This is a genomic window from Micromonospora sp. CNZ296 (assembly GCF_007827635.1).
In genome coordinates, this window is sequence record NZ_VISW01000024.1 from 81,182 (window position 1) to 96,300 (window position 15,119).

At 71.1% G+C, this 15,119-nt stretch carries 23 protein-coding genes; 18 read left to right on the forward strand and 5 right to left on the reverse strand.

Going from position 1 to position 15,119, the window contains the following annotated elements; translation table 11 throughout:
* Positions 1-27 precede the first annotated feature (27 nt).
* The 14 genes from FB455_RS29790 to FB455_RS29855 all read left to right on the forward strand — a co-directional run bounded on the left by FB455_RS29790 (position 28) and on the right by FB455_RS29855 (position 8,492).
* Positions 28-417 (forward strand): helix-turn-helix domain-containing protein, encoded by a 390-nt coding sequence (locus tag FB455_RS29790; protein ID WP_186466465.1) that lies wholly within the window; start codon positions 28-30, stop codon positions 415-417.
* A gap of 67 nt (positions 418-484) precedes the next feature.
* Complete coding sequence (locus tag FB455_RS29795) at positions 485-1,009, forward strand: DUF3846 domain-containing protein (protein WP_186466466.1); 525 nt, start codon at positions 485-487, stop codon at positions 1,007-1,009.
* A 113-nt stretch (positions 1,010-1,122) separates the two neighbouring features.
* A complete protein-coding gene (locus tag FB455_RS29800; RefSeq protein WP_145755542.1) occupies positions 1,123-1,500 on the forward strand; it encodes a hypothetical protein in 378 nt (125 codons plus the stop codon).
* Between the two features lie 393 nt (positions 1,501-1,893).
* Positions 1,894-2,082: a hypothetical protein gene (locus FB455_RS29805; protein WP_145755543.1), complete on the forward strand. Its 189-nt coding sequence runs from the start codon at positions 1,894-1,896 to the stop codon at positions 2,080-2,082.
* A 107-nt stretch (positions 2,083-2,189) separates the two neighbouring features.
* On the forward strand, positions 2,190-2,993 hold the full coding sequence (locus FB455_RS34600; RefSeq protein ID WP_145755544.1) for a hypothetical protein: 804 nt from the start codon (positions 2,190-2,192) through the stop codon (positions 2,991-2,993).
* Positions 2,994-3,115: 122 nt separating this feature from the next.
* A complete protein-coding gene (locus FB455_RS29815) occupies positions 3,116-3,514 on the forward strand; it encodes a hypothetical protein (protein ID WP_145755545.1) in 399 nt (132 codons plus the stop codon).
* A gap of 64 nt (positions 3,515-3,578) precedes the next feature.
* Positions 3,579-4,334 (forward strand): hypothetical protein, encoded by a 756-nt coding sequence (locus FB455_RS29820; protein ID WP_145755546.1) that lies wholly within the window; start codon positions 3,579-3,581, stop codon positions 4,332-4,334.
* A gap of 86 nt (positions 4,335-4,420) precedes the next feature.
* On the forward strand, positions 4,421-5,056 hold the full coding sequence (locus tag FB455_RS29825; protein WP_145755547.1) for a hypothetical protein: 636 nt from the start codon (positions 4,421-4,423) through the stop codon (positions 5,054-5,056).
* Positions 5,057-5,133: 77 nt separating this feature from the next.
* A complete protein-coding gene (locus FB455_RS29830) occupies positions 5,134-5,721 on the forward strand; it encodes a hypothetical protein (protein ID WP_145755548.1) in 588 nt (195 codons plus the stop codon).
* A 15-nt stretch (positions 5,722-5,736) separates the two neighbouring features.
* Positions 5,737-6,099 (forward strand): hypothetical protein, encoded by a 363-nt coding sequence (locus tag FB455_RS29835; RefSeq protein ID WP_145755549.1) that lies wholly within the window; start codon positions 5,737-5,739, stop codon positions 6,097-6,099.
* A gap of 2 nt (positions 6,100-6,101) precedes the next feature.
* The gene (locus FB455_RS29840) at positions 6,102-6,398 is read left to right on the forward strand and encodes a hypothetical protein (protein WP_145755550.1); all 297 of its coding nucleotides are present in this window, start codon (positions 6,102-6,104) and stop codon (positions 6,396-6,398) included.
* Positions 6,395-7,621: a hypothetical protein gene (locus FB455_RS29845; protein WP_145755551.1), complete on the forward strand. Its 1,227-nt coding sequence runs from the start codon at positions 6,395-6,397 to the stop codon at positions 7,619-7,621. Before FB455_RS29840 ends, FB455_RS29845 begins: the two co-directional genes overlap by 4 nt.
* Positions 7,618-8,145, forward strand: a complete 528-nt coding sequence (locus tag FB455_RS29850) for a hypothetical protein (RefSeq protein ID WP_145755552.1) — start codon at positions 7,618-7,620, stop codon at positions 8,143-8,145. The genes FB455_RS29845 and FB455_RS29850 overlap by 4 nt, the downstream gene beginning before the upstream one ends.
* 152 nt (positions 8,146-8,297) lie before the next feature.
* Positions 8,298-8,492, forward strand: a complete 195-nt coding sequence (locus FB455_RS29855; RefSeq protein ID WP_145755553.1) for a hypothetical protein — start codon at positions 8,298-8,300, stop codon at positions 8,490-8,492.
* 48 nt (positions 8,493-8,540) lie between these two features.
* On the opposite strand, the gene FB455_RS29860 is transcribed toward FB455_RS29855, so the two are convergent.
* From FB455_RS29860 to FB455_RS29870, 4 genes are all read right to left on the reverse strand, one after another.
* Positions 8,541-9,527, reverse strand: coding sequence for a tyrosine-type recombinase/integrase (locus FB455_RS29860; RefSeq protein WP_486481612.1), 987 nt, complete (start codon positions 9,525-9,527; stop codon positions 8,541-8,543).
* Positions 9,524-10,081, reverse strand: coding sequence for a hypothetical protein (locus tag FB455_RS34940; protein WP_262420599.1), 558 nt, complete (start codon positions 10,079-10,081; stop codon positions 9,524-9,526). Before FB455_RS34940 ends, FB455_RS29860 begins: the two co-directional genes overlap by 4 nt.
* Positions 10,078-10,557, reverse strand: a complete 480-nt coding sequence (locus FB455_RS29865; RefSeq protein WP_145755555.1) for a hypothetical protein — start codon at positions 10,555-10,557, stop codon at positions 10,078-10,080. Before FB455_RS29865 ends, FB455_RS34940 begins: the two co-directional genes overlap by 4 nt.
* A 91-nt stretch (positions 10,558-10,648) precedes the next feature.
* Positions 10,649-11,617, reverse strand: a complete 969-nt coding sequence (locus FB455_RS29870) for a hypothetical protein (protein ID WP_145755556.1) — start codon at positions 11,615-11,617, stop codon at positions 10,649-10,651.
* A 169-nt stretch (positions 11,618-11,786) separates the two neighbouring features.
* Between FB455_RS29870 and FB455_RS29875 the strand changes: the two genes are divergently transcribed.
* The 4 genes from FB455_RS29875 (at position 11,787) to FB455_RS29890 (ending at position 14,757) form a co-directional block, all read left to right on the forward strand.
* On the forward strand, positions 11,787-11,975 hold the full coding sequence (locus FB455_RS29875; RefSeq protein ID WP_145755557.1) for a hypothetical protein: 189 nt from the start codon (positions 11,787-11,789) through the stop codon (positions 11,973-11,975).
* A gap of 51 nt (positions 11,976-12,026) precedes the next feature.
* Positions 12,027-12,365, forward strand: coding sequence for a hypothetical protein (locus FB455_RS29880; protein WP_145755558.1), 339 nt, complete (start codon positions 12,027-12,029; stop codon positions 12,363-12,365).
* Between the two features lie 61 nt (positions 12,366-12,426).
* Positions 12,427-12,936 carry an endonuclease domain-containing protein gene (locus FB455_RS29885; RefSeq protein WP_145755559.1) on the forward strand — a complete coding sequence of 170 codons (510 nt, stop codon included), beginning with the start codon at positions 12,427-12,429 and terminating at the stop codon, positions 12,934-12,936.
* A gap of 90 nt (positions 12,937-13,026) precedes the next feature.
* Entirely contained in the window at positions 13,027-14,757 is a 1,731-nt protein-coding gene (locus FB455_RS29890) for a hypothetical protein (RefSeq protein WP_145755560.1), read from the forward strand.
* Here FB455_RS29890 and FB455_RS34450 read toward each other — a convergent pair.
* Positions 14,747-15,119, reverse strand: a 373-nt coding sequence (locus FB455_RS34450) for a DUF6545 domain-containing protein (protein ID WP_486481613.1), incomplete at its 5' end; no start/stop codon positions are given. The genes FB455_RS29890 and FB455_RS34450 overlap by 11 nt on opposite strands.

The following is a 15,119-nucleotide window of genomic DNA, read 5'->3' on the forward strand; positions in this document are numbered from 1 at the left end:
ACGGTCCGGGCGGCGCGGTACGTGCGGATGCTGCGGCAGCTGCTCGACGGGCGTACGCAGCGGGATCTGGCGGACCGGCTCGGCTGGTCGACCAGCCGGCTGTCGGCGGTCCTGCGCGCCGAACGGATCCAGGAGCCGACCGCGGAGCGAATCGCGGAGCTGCACTCCATCCTGCTGCGCGGTCGGCCGCTCGCGCGACGGCGGTGGGCGCCGTTCGACCCGGAGGTGGTTGAGCGGGCCGCCGCCGGGGAGGTGGCGTGGTCGGACCTGAACGCGGAGCACCGGCAGGCCGTGGTGGCGAAGCTGCGTGGGGAAGGGCTCCGGCTGGAGGAGGCCGGCGCGCGGCTGCGGGTGTCGCAGCAGGTGGTGAAGAACTGGTCGGCTCGCGCTCGCTCCGCCGCTGGCCAGGCTGTATGACTCCCCTTCCAATGTCTGCTACACTTTAGGGTGTGCGGGTGAGCGACCCGCCGGAATGGAGCCCCACGTGAGCAGCACCATCCTCCACACGATCGACCAGGCCATCGCCGACTCGGCGGTCAGCGACGACGCCATGCGAGGTATCCCGGACGCCATCGACGGCATCCGCGTCGTCTACATCGACCCGGACGCCGACCAGCCGGTCAGCTTCCGCTACCTCGCCCGCCACGACGACGGAAGCACCTTCCGGGCCATGCAGAAGCTCGTGGGCGGCCTCGTGGACGTCGTGCGGGTCACCGAGGGCGTGGACGTGTGGGTGAACGACGAGGGTCTGCTGATCGGGATGCCGCTCAACGAGCGGGCCACCGCGTTCGTGCACGCCGTCAAGTACGCGCTGGCGAGCGACGAGTGGCCGGGCGGCCGACCTGGCTGGCTCAGCGTCGCGGACGCGCTGGAGGACGCCGTGCTGGCGCAGCGGCACACGCGCCTGGTCGGGCCCGCGATCATCGCCGGCTGCAACGACGAGGGCGAGACGATCTCCGTGCCGGACGCCGCCGTGACGTTCATCAGCGAGGCAATGGGCCTGATGTAGCGACACTGGTGGGCCGTCTGCGCCAGGGCGGCCCACCAGTGCATCAGTATCTAACCTGTGCTACACTTTAGGGTGTAAGCGGGTGAGCGACCCGCTCAACTGAGGGAGACCCCATGATCACCGACACGATGTTCGCCCGGGCCGCCGAGATCCTCAACGACGGCCTCGCCAGCGCCGTCATGCAGGGCTGGGGCCGCGAGGCCCGCGATGTGCTCGCCCCGGTCCGCGCTCGCCTCAACCACAGCGCCGACGAGGCCCGCGCCACCATCACCGACATGCTCCGGTTCGTGGCCGCCGACGAGTGCGCCGCCCGGGGCCTCTACCTGGAGGCGATCCTCCAGCGGGTCATGGACGCGCTGACCCCGGAGGCGGACCGCGAGGCCGACGAGCGGTGGGAGGCGGAGCTGCTGGCCGACATGCGGTCGTTCCTCTACCCGTCGACCACGATGGCTGCCGAGCCGGTGGCCGTCCCGGTGGGCGCGCTGTTCTGACCGCTCCGGCGGGCCCGGCCCGCTCCCAGCATGGGTGACGCAGATCATGCGTCACCCATGCTGTATTCCGGCCTCGTGAGTGCCGATACGTGAGTAAGAGGCGCGAGAAGCGTGCCCACTCACCAAGGAGGCACTCATGGCCAAGTCGAATAGAAGTAGCCGGCGACGGCGACCAGGCAAGCGTCAGCGTCCCGGCGCGGATTGGATGCTGACGCTGATCAGGGCCATCGTGACGGCGGTAGACATCATCACCAGGTTGTTCTGGTAGCGGCGGCGAAGCGGCGGGCGCGGCGGTCAGCGATCTGGCCGGCGCGCTTGCCCCCGAGCGTTAATGACCGCTACATTGAGGGGTGTGAGCGGGTGAGCGACCCGTTCCGGACGAACGGAGACCTCATGGACGCCATCGCGACCGCTGCACGCGAAGCCGCGCAGCTGCTCACCGAGCTGGCCGACGGGCCGCCCCGGATGCACGCGAAGCCGTCGCGGCCGGCCAGCACGATCCCGGAGATCAACGTGGTCGGCGTCGCCCGCCGGTCATGCCCGAACTGCACGCCGACCACCCGAACCCCCGTTAACCTCTGATACGGTAAGGGGTGGGGCGGGTGGTCAGCTGCCCGCCCCACCCCGCCGCTGACCTGGCAACACCTGAACACAGCCACCCCCGGCGCCCCGCGAACTTGGAGACCCCCATGAACCCCGCCATTCACACGTACCGAGCACGGCTCGCCGAAGCGGCCGAGCGGGCCGGACCGGACCGCGCGATCACCGGCCGGATCCTCGCCGGTGAGTTGCGCGCCGAGCACCGCAAGGCCCTCGGTGTCCGCGACCGGCACGCCGCCGCTCTGCACTTCCACCACGGCTGGTCCTGGACCCAGCTGTGCACCGAAATCCACGGCCGACCCAACAAGGTCGCCCAGGTGCGCGAGGCCATCGAGAAGGTCACCCCGCCGCGGCGGGTGAGCGCCGGACGCGCCGAGGAGGCGTTCAAAATCGCGCAGGTCGACGTGCGTGAGCTGTGGGCGCTCTACAAGCAGGCCCGGGCGCTCGCCAACGAGCCGGCCGTGGCCGCGAGCCCTGACGCGGACGTGGTGCTGGACCTGCCCGACGTGCCGATCGCGCGGCTGGAGGCGGCCGCCGGTCAGCTGGAGACCGCGAACCGGGCGTACGCCGACGCGGTGGAGGCCCGCAACCGTGCCGCCGCGGCGTTGACGAAGCACGCCGGCTGGTCGAACCGGCAGGCCGCGCAGCTGGCCGGCGCGGCCGTGCGGGACATCTACCCGCACCAGGCGTCGGCGCCCCGTTCGGAGGCCGACCCGGAGCTGGTGGCGGAGCGCGCCGGTGAGGTGCGCAGGCTCGCCGCGCTGCGGGCCGCGCTGACGCGGGCTCGGGACGGCGCGATCCGGGAGTTGTCGGCCAGCATGGGTCCGGCGGAGCTGGCGCGGTTGGCGCGGCTGACCGACGAGCGGGTGGTGCAGATCCGCGACGCGGCCTGACCGGGGAGCGGGGCGCAGGGGTCGGGGCAGTACGCCCGGCCCCTGACCTGCATCTACAGGCAAATTCGTGCTACACTTTGGGGTGTGCGGGTGAGCGACCCGCCAGAGAGATCGGAGACCCCATGGAACTCCCCGACGTGCTCCTCCTCACCGGCGACGACCGGCGCAAGCAGGAGTTCGCCGTCTACGCCGAGCACACCGGCGCGGCCGTGGCCACCGCTGACACCAGCGGGTCCGCCGCCGACGGGTGGATGTCCGCGCCGCTGGTCGTCGTGGCCCCCGACATGGTTGCCGCAGTGCTCACCTCGGCGCTGCCGACCGCCGAGCACTGCGGCGACATCGTGCTCCTGTCCTCCGACACGATGCCCCTGGCCGTGCAGACCGGCATCGCGATGGGCGCGGGCTACATCGTGCACGAGAGCGTCGGCGCGGCGTGGCTGCTCACGATGATGCGGAAGGCCGCCGTGCGCGGCGCTGACGCCCGCCGCGCGCTGGCCGAGGCCCGCACCGCCGACCGCTGACCCACCCACCCCGGGGGCGGGGAGAGCGACCCCGCCCCCGGGCCACCCCTTCGGGAGATCCCTCTTGGACAGCACCACCATCCAGCTGACCGCCCGCCGGTCGATCACCTTCACCGCCACACCCGATCAGTACGGCCGCTGCGTCTACCAGGTCCACGGCATCGGCGCGTTCACCATCGAACCTGACCCCTACGCACACATCTACGACGGCCACGACAGGGTGCAGGTAACCTTCGGCCGCGTCGAGGGCGAACACCGCTGGGTCCGCTACGAGCAGTTGCCCGACCGGCCCGTCGTCAACCGCGTCACGCTGTACGGCGGGCCCCGCTTCAGCCCGGCCACCATCAACCCGGCCAGCCCGTACGGCTGGCTGTCCCTCCAGCGGGACAGCGGCATCCGCAGCGTGCCCGACGGCACCCGCCGCTACACCGGGCAGATCGTCCACGCGCTGGTCCGGCATTGGCTCGGCCGCGACGACCACCAGGAGCTGATCGCGCTCCACCGGTGGCACCTCGCCCCCGAACGGATGCGCATGCACGCCAACCAGGTCGACCTGCTGAACGTCAAACTCGCCGAGCTGCTGAAGGATCTGGCGAAGCAGCACGCCGCGTACGCCGAGCAGGCAGCGATCCGTGACCGGCAGCCCTTGGACCGGCGGTGGACGCCTGACCCGACCACCCGGGAAGGCCAGGCCATCCTGCTTCTCCGCGAGCAACTGGCCGCTGTGAAGGCCGAGCACCGCGAGCTGCCCGGCGCAGACGTTGTGCCCCTGCTGGAGCAGTGGCTTACGGCCATGAACCTGACCCTGCTGGACCGCTGACCCCGCGCCGCCGGGTCGGCTTCGATGTCGGCCCGGCGGCGGGCACCCCCTACCGGCATAGTTCTGCTACACTTTGGGGTGTGCGGGTGAGCGACCCGCACGGGACGGAGACCCTGATGACGGCCGTCGAGCTGACCGACTACCAGCGATCACGCGCCTACTGGATGGCCGACCAGGCAGTGCCCTGCCCCAAATGCAAGGTCAAGTTCGGTTCGTGCGTGTCCACCGGCGGCGGGCACTACGCCCAGGTCGCCACCCACAAGGCACGCAGGGACCGGACCGCTGACTGGACCACCGAACAGCGCCACCGGTACGGCGGACTTGTCGTGCTCTACAGCCGCGAACAGTGGACCGCGCCCGCCGACCTGCTCGCCGAGGCCGAAGCCGCCGCCAAGCCGATCCCCACCAAGACCACGAAGCCGCCCACGCCGAGAGGCGTACGGCTGTCCGAGAACCAGGCCGAGGAGATCGAGCGGGCCGCCTGCAACGGCGGCAAGATCACCACATCGACCGGCCACTTCCACGGCGACGCCGCCTACCGGCAGACCATCCACGCCCTCCGCGACAAGGGCATCCTCACCGAGGGTGGCCTCGTTGACCACGGCCGTGGACGCGAGTACACGATGACCAACTTCGGGTGGGACGTGTACCTCAACCACCGGCTAATCATCCGCCGTGAAGAAGGCGACCGGTGGGCCGCCGTCGCCCGCCCACAACCCTGACCCGCGCCCGCCGAACCGACCCTGTGTCAGCCCGGCGGCCTATCCTCACCGAGAGCGACCCGAAGGAGACCCCCCCCATGAGCGACCCCACCAAGCCGTTCTGGCTCGACTGGGACTACGACCAGCGCAACGCCGACACCGGCACCGAGTCCCGCTACGGCAACTACCTGCACCAGCGCAGCGAATCGTTCCGCGACATCTGGCACGACGACCCGAGCGGCGAGTTCGCGCGCATCGCCTGGCGCATCGCCACCGGTCCAATCATGTCCCCGCCGCTGGTGCGCAGCCACCCGCGGGTCATGGGCGTCACCCTGGAACGCAGCGAATGGAACGGCGAGACGATCGCCGACGTCCAGCTCGTCTCCCACCGCCCGCAGCCTCTCGGCAACGCCAAGACCGCCGACGGCGCCTACTACCGCGACTACCGGCTCAACGCCTTCGACGAGTACGACAGCATCGGCTCCGAAGACCTGACCCGCAACTCGTACCTCCTCACCGCGGTCCGGGTGATCTGGCAGATGCCCGCCGGCACGCTCCCCGTAATCAAGGAGGTCCCCACCGGCAGCGCGGCGCTGTTCCGTCAGGCCGTCGAATGTCTGGAGGCTCTGGTGGGCGCGCTCAACCGCGAGGTCGAACCTGTGATCGCCCAGCTGGAGCGGGGCTAAGAGGAGACGACGACGATGAAGCCCATCGACCCCGCGACCGCCGCCGCTGAGCTGCACGCCCTGGCCGACTCGATCGCCGCCGGCACGACGCGCCTGCCCGTGCTCCGCCACGACGAGGTGGACGGCTACCGGCTCCGGATCGTGCCCCGCATCATCCACAACGTGCTCTGCGCCTGGCGCGTTGCCAGCCCGCAGGAAACCGACCCGGTTGTGCTCGGGTGCGCTGGCTGCGGACTCGCCTACCCGCCGGCCAGCGTCGACCCGACCGGGTTGACCACGGGTACGCCGGTGGACCCCACCATGCACGGGCTGGTCCAGCAGATCAAGGCCACGCACGCCCAGCTGGCGGAGGCGGCGCGGCGGGAGTCCGAGCAGTGATCATGGACGGGTTCGGCTTCGCCATCGCGGTCATGGGGCTCGCCCCCGGGATCCTCCTCACCGGCGCGGTCGTGCACCTGCGCCGCCGCGGCCGAGTGACCCGGGCCGCCGTGGCCATGGTCGCCGCCATCACCGCCGTGTCAGCGGCCGGCGCCGTCGTGCAGCTGCTGCCCGGCCCGTCTCCACTGTGGCTGCCCTGGGCCACCGCGGCGGCCTCCCTGGTGATCGGGTACGGGTTCCTCACCCATCAGCTGGTCCGGGATCGAAGCACGATCGCGAGGAAGCGGCCGGCGCGGTGACCGGTAAAGCCGCTGCCGCGTGGGCGGGTCTGAACGACCGGCAGCGCACGTACCTGACGGCGATCTACAACGCCGACCAGGAGCGGGAGAAGGAGATCGCCGGGAAGCGGCTCGCCCGGATCGAGGTTCCGCCGGCGGCAGAGTGGCGGAAGCTGCGGTTCTCCCTGGAGCTGCCCCGGACGCTGTTCGGGTACACCACCGTCCAGGACGTTCTCCGGGCCGCCGGCGAGCACGATTCCGGTGCCGGGGCGACGCTCGCGGCTCTGCGACGGCGCGGCCTGGTCAAGACCGAGCACGGCTGGGCGGACCTGGGCATCATGGTGGTGAAGTGCGTGTACGTCACCCTCACCACACCCGGCCGGGCAGCCGCCCGCGCGGGGCTTCCGGCCGCCGCCGCGCCAGCGAAGAAGCCGGCCGGTCTGCTCTCCGAGTGGTTGTGGGAGTCCCTGGCCAAGCTGTACCGGGCTGGCGAGGACGGCATGACGATGGGTCTGCAACCGCGCGAAATCCCGCTGTCTGAGCGCACCCCGACGTGGCGGGCACTGCAGAAGCTTCGCGACGACCAGCGCGACGGGCCGTACATCGAGGAGTTCCACCCGGGCGGTCGCGGGGACTGGTGGGTACGGATCACCCCGGCCGGGCGCCGGCACTACGACCTGCACCACGCCTGTTACCGGGAACTGCACCCCGACGTCAAGGCCGCCGATCCGGAGCCGGTCGACGGCGCGCACACCGGCCTGGCCGATCACTCGCCGACGCGCCGGCCGAAGCACCTGGTCCGGGAGCCGGACTGGCGGGTTCTGGCCGAGCTGGCCGGACTGGAGTCCGGCGGCCGGTGCCCACTACTGCGGCGGATCATCCAGGAGTACGACAGCTACAACCGGTGGGTGTCGCCGGGAGAGCGCGTTGAGATGCCAGCTGAGGTGGCAGCGATCCCGCCGGGGATGACGCTGCCGCACGTGAAGAAGACCGCCCGGTCGACGGCCGTGGTGAACAGGTTGAAGGCGTATCCGGGTGGCGCCTTGGTCGAGGTCCTCGACGTTCAGACGGGCCGTCGTCCTGGCGTGCATCTCAACCTGCCAGCCAACGTCGCGCTGGTGTGCCTCACCGACGCCGGCCGCGCCCACGTCGCCGAACACCGCGCCGCCTACCAGCGGCTGTATCCGGACGTTCCGGTGCTCGCCGAACCCTTCGTACCGCGAAAGGACGAACTAACCCGATGACGACGACTCGCCACGGCGGCCCCCTCACGGCCGACCGTGTGCTTCAGGCCCTCGCTGCGCTCGGCACGCCGACGGTCATGCTGGACGATCCCACCCCGGACGACCTGCCTGCTCTGCTCGGACAGCTGACCGCCTCCGTGGAGGCCGGGCTGCACGACCACGCCAGCGACGTACACGAGATCGAGCAGTTCGCCGAGGGGTACGCCCGTCAGCTTGACAACGATGGCCTGGGCGCCGCTCGCCTGATGGACGCGCGGCTCCGCGTGATGGCGTTCCAGCTGCGTGACACCACGATGGATGACGGCGCCGAGGTGCTGCCACTGAAGGCGGCCGGACAAGCAGCTATGGCCGCGTCCGGCTTGATCGGCTATCAGCTGCTTTCCATGCCGGACTCGACGGGACGACCCGCCGACGAACGATTCCAGCGAGAGTTGCTGCGCGGTGCGCGTCGATTCCTGGGCGAGGCCCGACGCTCGTACGACCGCTTGGTCGCGTACCTGAAGGGCCGTGGCTTCAACGTCTGATCGTCGGGCGGGCACCGGCGGCTGGCCGCTGGCACGATAGACCTATGCCAGAACCGGTCCCGGGGTACGCCGGCCCTGCGATGCAGATGCGCGAGTCGGCGTTCGAGTTGGCCGCGTGCCTCCGAGGTGACGTTCAAGTCGACCATCCCGACGTGCTGCTCGCGCTGATCCGGGCCACAGCGATTGCTCTGGGGAACAGCATCGGGGAGCTGGCCGATGCCACTGACGCTGCTGGGCGCGGCAGGGCGGCGGCGCTGCTCCGCAGGGCGCTGACCGAGCAGCAGTCGTCGGCGCAGTCGCTGGCCGAGGCTGTGAAGGCCCTCAGCCAGCCTGAAGCCCTCCGCTGACACCGCGAGCCGGCACCCGTTCCCGGGTGCCGGCTCGTTCTGCGACGGTCAGCTGCCCGACGTTGCGGCGGCCACCAGCCACGACGGGTCGCGGTCGAGGGCGCCGCGGTTCCGGTCGTACCTCTGGGTCGTACGCGGGTCGGCGTGACCGAGGGCGTGCTGGCGGTCTTCCAGATCAGCGCCCCGCTCCCGGGCGATGGTGTTCCAGGCGTGCCGGAACGAGTGCGGGCTGATCTTCTCCCAGCCGGCCATGCCCGCGGCCTTGGCTAGCCGGCGCACGAACCGGTACACCTCGTGCCGGCCGATCCGCTGGCCCTTGGCGTTGAGGAACAGCGGCCCGCGCAGCTGCTCGACCGGCATCTGCTCCCGGCCGGCCCGGAACTCGAGGTACGCGTCGACCACCTTGGCCACGGCTGGAGGCATGGACCGGGTGCGCCGCTTCCCGCCCTTCATGGCGAGCAGGTCGACGGTGCGGTGGCCTTCGCGGTGGCCGAGGTGCTCGACGTCGAGGGCGCACAGTTCGGACACCCGGATGCCGAGGTCTACCAGCATGGAGGCGACCGCCGGGCCGGCTGAGCCGATCCACCGGTCGCCCCGGGCGGCTGCGGTGAGCATCGCGGTGGCGTCGGTAGCCGTGAACCCGATCGTGGGGGAGTGGTCCCGGTCGACGCGGGGCCGATCGGCGACGGCGGCCGGGTTGGTGGCCACCGCGCCGAGCTTCGCGAGGAAGTCGTACCAGCTGGACACGGCCGAGAGTCGGCGGGCGACCGTGGCGGGGGAGGCGGGCTTCCCGGTGCGCGGGTCTGGCTGCTCCAGGTGCCGGCCCCACGCGTTGACGTCGAGGAACGTCGCCTGCAGCGGGTTCAGTCCGCGCTCCGCGCACCAGGCGGCCCACAGGCCGACGTCGCGGCGGTACGCGGCCCGGGTGTGCTCGGACAGCCGCCGGTTGGTCAGCCACCGCTCGGTGAAGTCCCGCAGGGCGTCCTGCTCGCCGGCCACGACCGCCGTGGTGGTGAACCGAGCCAGGTCGGTCACTCGCTCTCCTCCGCTGGCGGGAAGATAGCGTCGATCGCGCTGCGGATGCGACGGTTCCGGTGCTGGTCGAAGGTGATTCGGGAGAGCCGGCCGACGTTCACCGAACCGGCGCCGACGACGGAGGCGGCGAACCGGAGCACGAGCAGGTCTTCGTCCTCGCCGGTGATGTCGCCGGCGTCGAGCGCCACGGCAACGTCGTTCCAGCGCACCTCGGCGGTGAGCATGCCCCAGTGGTCGTACCCGGTGGCAACGTACCGGCGGAGTTGGGGCCAGGCCGGGTGCATGAACAGGACCTCGATCGCGGTCTTGTCGTCGCCGGACGCACTGATGCCCAGGATGGCGTACGCCTGGTGGTGCTCCAGCCGCTTGAAGGCCGATGCTGACGCGGTGGCGAGGTGCTGCTGGGCGGGCAGGTCGGTCCCGTCGCCGACCTTGCCGCAGGAGCACGTCCAGGGGCTGTCGGGGCGGGCGTCGATGGGCCGGTCGACCACCCATGTGATCTTGTGGGTCTTCGGGCCTCGCCAGCGAGGGCGGGACGTGTCGGTCGTGGTCACTGGCTCTCCTCGGCGTACGGGGTGAGGCCGAGCCCGGCGGCGGCCTGGTCGACGGCGGCGGCGAACGACTCTCGGGGCTGCGGGTAGACGTGTCGCCGCGTGTCATCGCCGAGGACGAAGCCCCGCAGTCCGGCGGGCAGGTATCGAGCGGCCCAGGCCAACTCGTCGCGGCGAGTCTCCAGGGCCTTGTACTGGCGGCGGAACTCCACCTCGACGTCATTGAACCGGCGGGCGTTGACGTCGCGCTCGCTCTCGGCCGCGGCGACCCGCGCGGCGGCTTCCTGTTCGATCTTGGCGATCCGGGGCGCGGCGATCTCATGGGCGCGCTGCTCGATGTACGCGGAGAGGTTGGCGGTCGTGTCCCGCAGTGCGTTGGCGAGGCTCAGTTGCGGAGGGCTGGCGGGCGCGGGGGCGCTCGGCAGTGGGATCGGCTGGGTCTCCAGGTCGCGGTCGCTCACCGCGTCGGGGGTCGTCATGCCGTCGAGCCTACGGTCGGCGGTCGGCGAATCCCCTCCGACGCGCGGACATAATCGGAATTATGCGCGGCCCTGCGAGGCAGGGACCGCCCTACCCGATCGGAACGCCGGCGCTTCTCATCAACTCCTTGGCGTACCCGGTGAGCAAGATCCCGAGCGCGCTGGTGGTCGAGCCTTCGATGACGTCGAGCGTGCGGCGCATCAGGTTTTTGACGGTGTGCTGGTCAGGCTCCGGCTGCTCCAGCTCGCCCTCGATGACGTCCACGTTGCGCCGCACCGCCGCCTGCTGCTCCTCGGACAAACCGAGCACGGGGATGGCCTCAGCGATGGCGCGAACCAGTGCGGCAAGTTCGTCGCCGGCCACGCCGGTCGTGGTGGCCGTCTGGGTGACATGGGTGCTGTCCCAGCTGACGTTGCCGGACACCGGCCCGTGGAAGTTGGTGATGTTGGCAGCGCGATCGTTGCGTCGCCGCAGGTAGTCAGCCACGTCGCCTCCGGATTCGATGCAGTCTTGGCCGGCCGACGTGATCTGCAGGGTGATCGGCCCCTCGATCTCGGCCACGCCGCTGTCGCCGCGAACCAGACCGTTCTCCTGAAGGTTGAGTGCGGCGCGCCGAACGACGCTCTCGGGGAGGCTCTCCCCCTCGAAGACGGCGTGCCCGCTCGACAGGAACTGGTCGACGTACAGCCACTTGCCGCCGTCGGGATCTTGATCGTAAGCCCAGCGCAGCAGTCCGTTGCTTGCCGCGGCACGGCGGAGTGCAGGATCTGCGCGCCGACGCGCTTGCATCTCTCGCTCGGCGGCTTGGCGATGACGGCGTTCCTCCACATTGGCTCGCCCTGCGTCTGTGAGGTCAGCGGAGGTATGGGTGATCTCGTACGTCTCACCCAGGATGATCAGGCCATCCTTGAACAGCCTGCGGAGAGTGCCACGCCACAGCTCTTCGGTCTTCTCGTCAGGAACCTCGCCGAGGAACTCGTACATCGACGGCATGGAGGCGCCGTCGTGCTCGTAGAGCCATTCCAAGAGCCTGATACGGCGCTCCTCGGAATTGGTCACGCTGGCTCCCAGGGTTCTTGAGGGGGTCGGACGGCCGCCACTCGCGGGCAGGTGAAGACCCAAGGCCGCCGTATTCCTACCCTACGACGCAGACGATCGACAACACATCGTAGTCTTGCTACACTTTGGGGTGTGCGGGTGAGCGACCCGCGCAGAACAGGAGACCCTCGTGGCCACTCGCCCGGTCGACGGTTGCACCCTCTGGTGCTGCACCGTCGACAAGCTGACCGCCATTCCCCCGAAGCCGTCGAACGTGGCGTGGGTCGGGTACGCGCCGCACCTCACCGGCAGGCAGGTCATCCGCCTGGCCGAGCGCTGGCAGGCAGCCGGGCAGAGCCGAGAGTCGGCGACGTCCTAGTAGACCCGGCGCCGGGTGAGCGACCCGGCGCCACCAGCGATCGGAGACCCCATGCCCTTCTCCCCCGAGGTGCACCAGCAGCTGGCCCGCCGGCTGCGTACCTTCACGGCCGGCGCGTTCGTCGTGCTCGCCGGCAGCACCAACTTGAAGCCCACCCGGCAGCTGGTGTACCTGGCGGTGCACCAGCACGCCGACCTGATGCTGCGGCACCCCGACGGCTACCGGCACACCACCGCCGGGGACGTCGCCGCGCTGATCGTGCTCGACCGGTCGACGGTCAGCGGGCACCTCGCCGCGCTGGCCCGGTCCGGGGTGATCGCCCGGGTCGACACCGACAGCCGGGAGGTCGGATACCGGCCGCTCCCGGAGATGGCGGACTGGGTGGGCTGACGCAGCAGGTTGCCGGTGGGCTGGGCGGAGTTGCCGTCCGGCCCACCGGCACACTCACGTCATGGCACTTACGTACGGCCGGGGTGGCCTGGTCCACGTCGCCGTACCTCAGTGGCGGGACGTGTGCTGCACGGCTCTTCCGGTTCGCGCGCTGGGTCGGCATCGCCTCACCGCAGCCGACTACCGAGCGCTCCGCGCCACTCAGGACGGGCAGTGCGGCATCTGCCGACGGGCCAACTTCCGGGGCGACGGCCCGGCACCGCTCTACATCGACCATGACCACGCATGTTGCCAGGACCATCACAAGACCTGCGGCAGATGCGTTCGGGGCCTGCTGTGTAGCAGCTGCAACGGCTGGCTCGGGGAGCTTGAGCTGTGGGCCCGGCTTCCCGGGCTGGAGAACTACGACTGGTGGGAGCCGGCGGCGCGGGCCTACCTGGCGCGGGCCGGCTGCGACCCGGATGACCCGGCGCGGGTGGCGGCCCTCGCGCGGCGCCACCGTGAGCGGCGAGCGCGTCTCGGCCTGCCTTGCAGCTGCCAGCACTGCGGCCCGGACGGCATCCGGACGTAAGACCCCGCCGGGCTGCACGATCTTCGGCATGTCCACGACGGGGGTCGCTGCTGCCGCGCGCCCCGGTGTGCCTCTCCCCCGGGTGACGATGTGTTCGACGTCGCCGGCGCCGCCCGGGTAGCCGCAGGCCGCCGGGCTGTCCGGTCCACGGCCGCGGCGCGGATGCTCACCGACCTGATGGCCGCGCCCGTGCCGGCTCGGCGGCGGGTGCTCGCCGCGCTGGACCGGGACGATCTGGTGGCGCTGTTGGCGGCGTCGGCGGTAGAGCTGGGCACCCCGTACGCGGTGTGGCAGGGCGACCCGGTGGGCTTCGCGACGCAGGTGCTCGGTGAGGCCCTGTGGTCGGGGCAGCGGAAGATCCTGCGGTCGATGGTCCGCAACCAGGTGACGGCAGTCCCCTCGTGCTTCGGATCCGGGAAGACGCGCTCGATGGCGCTGGCCGCCACCTACTTCGGGGCGGTGTACCCGCCGGGCACCGCCGTGGTGGTGACGATTGCGCCGCGGTGGCGGCAGGTGGCCCGGCAGATCTGGCCGGAGATCCGGGGCGTCACCAAACGCGCGGACTTGTTTGGGTCGGTGGACACGACGCAGTGGAAGGTGCCTACCGTCGCCGGGCAGGAGTACGTGGTGGCGTACGGCATCGCGGCGGCCCCGCACGCCGAGGACGCGGTGCAGGGTATCCACGCGCCGAACCTGCTGCTGGTCGTGGACGAGGCCGGCGGTATCTCGCAGACCATCGGCCAGAACATGCGGGGTCTGCTGACCGGCTCGAACGCGGCGATGGTGTGCATCGGGAACCCGCCGACCGACGAAGAGGGGTCGTGGTTCGAGCGGCTGTGCGCGTCGGACGACCGGACCAGCGTCATCCCCCTCGATGCGTACGGCACCCCGAACTTCACGGGCGAGGCGACCGCGACGTGCCGGTCGTGCCCGCCGGCCACCCCGCCCCATCCCCTTGCGACGCACCTGGTCGACAAGCGGTGGGTGGCCAACGCGATCGCCGACCACGGCGACGACTCCCGGTTCGTCATCGCCAAGGTCCGCGCGCAGTTCCCGAAGGGCGGGCCGAACACACTGATCCCGTGGTCGTGGGTCGACGCCGCGGTGCGCGCCGACGAGCCGGACGGCCCCGACTTCGTGCGGCTGTGCGACCTGGGCCTGGCGGCGGAGACCGCCCAGCACCGGGTGCAGCGCGGCGCCTGGGTGCGCCTCGGTGTGGACGTCGCCGCGGACGGCGGTGACGAGCTGGCCATCACCCGCTGCGTCGGCGACCTGATCACGATCGAGAAGACGTCCGCCGGGCAGGCCAACACCGACAGCGTGGCGGTCGCCGGGATGGTCCTGGAGCAGATCAAACGGGCCACCGACCTGGCGCGGGCGCTGGGTACGCCGGCGCGGGTGCGGGTGAAGGTCGACATCATCGGCGTCGGCTGGGGTGTGTTCGGGCTGCTGGAGGCGTGGGGCCGAGAGGGCAAGCACCAGGCGGACATCGTGGCGGTCGACGTGCGGGAGTCCCCGAACCGGGCAGCAGACACGGCGACGCTGCGGCCGGCCCGTAAGCGCGACGAGATGTGGCTGGCCATGCGGGGGCTGCTGGCGTCGGCGGCCGGCGACGGCGATCCGATCATCCGGCTGCGGGTGGACGACCGCACCGTGAGCCAGATGTCAGCGCCCCGCTACTCCACCGACTCGCAGGCCAACACGGTGGTCGAGTCGAAGGACAGCATGCGGAAGCGGGGCGTCCGGTCACCGGACCGGGCGGAGGCGTGCTGCCTGGCCGTGTACGAGCCGGCGGTGCACCGGGCCCGGCTCATCGCTTGATGCCGAGCTTGTCCAGTTGCTGGTCCACCCAGCTACGTTCGGACTCGCGCCGCAGGTCCAGTTCGTGCAGCACCTCCCGTACGACGGGGTGGCGGAGGTGCTGGGACACCCGGGCGAGCCAGCGGATCTCCCCCGACATGTCGGCGCCGCCCGGGTCGACGTGGGTGCCCTCGCGGGGCTGGTCAGCGCGGTCCTTGGCGCGCAGCGCGGCGGCGATGACGGCTGCCTCGACGGCGGCGTGCAGGTCGTGGCCGGTCAGCCCGGCCTGCTGGCATTTGAACAGGGCGAGGTTCATGACGTCCTGGTCGAGCCAGGGCCGCAGTTCCAGGTATCCGTCGCGGACCTCGATGACGCGGCGGTAG